Here is a 3,108-nt window from a genome sequence, read left to right on the forward strand (position 1 = left end):
TCTGGTGATGAATCTTTCTGCCAGGGTACGGCAGGCTTTTTGGCTTTTTTTCTGTCTATTTCATAACAAAAACCTTTTTTGATGTTTTTTGGCTTAAATCATTGGTAAAAGCTATGTTTTGCCATCATAAAATTAACACAACTTATATTGTCGAGGCGATCTCAAATTCACTCATCTTTCTAAATGCTGTTTTCTGACTTTTTCAGCAAGCCCTAATTATGCGATCGCCACCCCTTGACAGGTCAAGACAGTATCTACGGAGATTATGTACGCGATTTAAATCGGCGTTTAAATTGCCCAATCATCTATTGCAATTGATTTGGATCGATTCCCATTGCTCGGAGTTGAGCTTCTAAGGCTTGCGATCGCGATCGTTCTTGCTCGAGCAAAGTTTCAGCCTCAGTCGCCCGTTCCTCTGCTTGTTGTCGCAGTTGCTCTGCTTCAGTCGCTTGTGCTTCCGCTTGGCGCCGCAGTTGAGCGAGTTCCACAAAACTCATAAATGCTTCTCCGTTTGGCCCGAACATTTCGAGTCCGGTTTCAGATAATTGGAACCGCACGCCCAATCTCGGACTGATCCAACCGTCTATTTGTTCGATCGCCTCTAACTCTTCCTCAACCCGCTGCCATCCTGTCAATTCTAATGTTTGTGGGTCGTACAAATAGTATTCTTCCACGCCGTAACGTTCGTAAAATTTGAACTTTTGAATCATCGGAGCAGGCCGATTTCCCGGCGACCAAATTTCAAAAACGACTTGCGGCGGAATATTATCTTCATTCCACTGTTGATAGGAACCTCGATATCCTTTTGGTCTACCAAAAACTACCATCACATCTGGTGCTTGGCAAAGTTTATTATTTCTTTCAACGGGATACCAAAGCAAGTCGCCGGCTACGAAAACATTCGGGTCATTCGCAAACAATAGTTCGGAATTTTCCTTAATCCAAACGATTAATCGAAACTGCTCAGTATTGTCTGACATTGGTTCTCCGTTATCGTCAGGGTATACGATGTTTTGTTGGTCGGGAGATTGCAGTTGTGTAACCATTGCTGTTTTCCCAAATTTGCTAATGATTTTATATTATAGACGCACTGCGGGCGATCGTATTTTCCAAGATTTATCGATAATTTTCAGTGTTTGTGGTCGTAGGGTGCGGATCCATGAAAAATCCCTAAATTATAGCCTTTCTCGGAAAGATGAGGTATGACTGACAGCTTATATAACCATTTAAACGTATAGGGCCCAAGCCCAACAACGTACCCCATACAACTACTAATAAAAATAATGTGGAACGGGCATCTTGCCCGTTCCAAAATTTACCCAAAATCCCGAACAACTTAACTGCTAAAAAGAAATAATCAAGTAACCATTCTGGAATTTAGCACCTGTGACAGATTTTCCAGTTAGCGCCGGAGGAAGCAAGATATTGCGCCGCTGATCGCCCGCTTCGATCGTCACTTCCGGCCCGGATTGAATCAATTTAATTTCTTTCTTGTCAAACCCAGGCAAAAACAAACTAACTAGACGCTGTGCAGTGTTGATGTTAATCGGTTTAGGAGCTTTCCCAGCTTCAGAAAAATCTGGCAAAGCATCAATTAACGGCTGCCAACTATTATCGCTGTGGGCCGGCACAGAAACTGCTGTCAAAGGATCGAAATCAGCAGCAATCGTTTCTGTAAGCGGTGCTTGATTGACAATCACACCGCCGACAGTTAAACCAATTTGTTGAGAACTTCCCCACAAATAGCGCGCAGTGCCGATCGCACTTGCATCCCCAGTCGTCACCAAATAAGCGGCCGTGCGGTTCGGATCTGCCAGCGCTTCCTTACCCTTATCCAACAGATTATCGACTTGCTTGGTAGATTGAAAAGCATTGTCTCCCGACATATCCACCGTCAACACGGTACTGACAACCGGTTGAATAAAAGGCGACAAAGCTTTCCCCAAATCCGAATCTACCAACGCTTGGCGGAAGCGACGGATGTACCAGCTCAAAATTTCCGGCATTCCCAACATCCGCAGCGTATCCATGCCGCCGCTGCCGTCATACACAATGACATCGTATTGTTTGCTGTCGTCGTATTCCCGAAGTTCGTTCAACGCCAGCGCGCTGTCCATCCCCGGTAACACTCCCAATTCTTGCCCGTAAATCTGCTTGAAAAACGGAGTGCGGACATATTGAGCTTCTAGTTGTTTAATTTCGTCCCACCTGCGTTCTAGCAGCGGCGCGCTGTTCACCTGAACTGCTTTGAAGTTGGGGGCGATTTCCTGTGGCGTGGGAGTCAGGGGAACCCCTAGCAGAATACCCAATGCAGGCCCCGGATCTTGGCCGAGTAGCAGAACTCGCTTGCCTTGAGCCGCATATTTTTTAGCTGTTGCGATCGCGATCGTGCTGCGGCCAGTGCCGCCTTTGCCCAAAAATGTCAAAATCAAAGCCATTTTCTGTTCTCAGTGCCAAAGCTTACTACTTAACATTTAAGCGCAACCTTCAGCCAGAGTTGTCAGTTGTCAGTGGGTAGTTGTCAGTGGTTAGTGGGCTGTGGGCTGTGGGCAGTAGGTAGTTGTTCTTTCTGATTCCTGATGTGTGAGTTGTTAGCTGCTACCAATAACAACTGACAACTGACAACTAACAACTGCCCACTGCCCACTGACAACGGCCTTCTACTAAACGGCTTCTAGCTCATCTTCAAAGAACCAAGTCGCAAAACCGTCAAACTTGACAACCACGCCTACTCCGCTGCCATCAACCATTCTGAATCCGTCAACAGTGCCTACTGGATTTTCCTTTATCTTGCCCACCATATTTGCAGGTATCCGATCTCTGAGACGGCGTACCTTAACTCTCTGACCTACTTCTATTGCCACTGAAATTGTTCTCCTGCTCTACATAACTTATATACAAGCGTTCATTTTACAGTTTGGCGGTCTCGATCGAGCAGCAACACCACCGGGCCCGATCGCCCGCCATGATTTTCCAGCGAAATTTTCGATCAAATTTCCCTAAAAGACGGTATTATAAAACTTTATTAAGTTTGTAAGCAGTAGTAAGCAATAGTAGTATCATATAGTCAAAATGGTCAACTGAGAGAATTATTGCGATCGTCCAAAA

Annotated in this window: 3 protein-coding genes; all 3 read right to left on the bottom strand. The window is 45.5% G+C overall.

What is annotated here, in order from left to right; all coding sequences use genetic code 11:
- Positions 1–305 precede the first annotated feature (305 nt).
- A complete protein-coding gene (locus JGK36_RS33575; protein ID WP_293193981.1) occupies positions 306–1,046 on the bottom strand; it encodes a Uma2 family endonuclease in 741 nt (246 codons plus the stop codon).
- A gap of 297 nt (positions 1,047–1,343) precedes the next feature.
- On the bottom strand, positions 1,344–2,438 hold the full coding sequence (locus JGK36_RS33580) for an ArsA family ATPase (protein ID WP_293193983.1): 1,095 nt from the start codon (positions 2,436–2,438) through the stop codon (positions 1,344–1,346).
- Between the two features lie 225 nt (positions 2,439–2,663).
- Positions 2,664–2,864 carry a DUF2862 domain-containing protein gene (locus tag JGK36_RS33585; protein ID WP_293155850.1) on the bottom strand — a complete coding sequence of 67 codons (201 nt, stop codon included), beginning with the start codon at positions 2,862–2,864 and terminating at the stop codon, positions 2,664–2,666.
- Positions 2,865–3,108 lie beyond the last annotated feature (244 nt).

The organism is Microcoleus sp. PH2017_35_SFW_U_B, assembly GCF_020737865.1.
In the GTDB taxonomy this organism is placed as follows: Bacteria; Cyanobacteriota; Cyanobacteriia; order Cyanobacteriales; family Microcoleaceae; genus Microcoleus.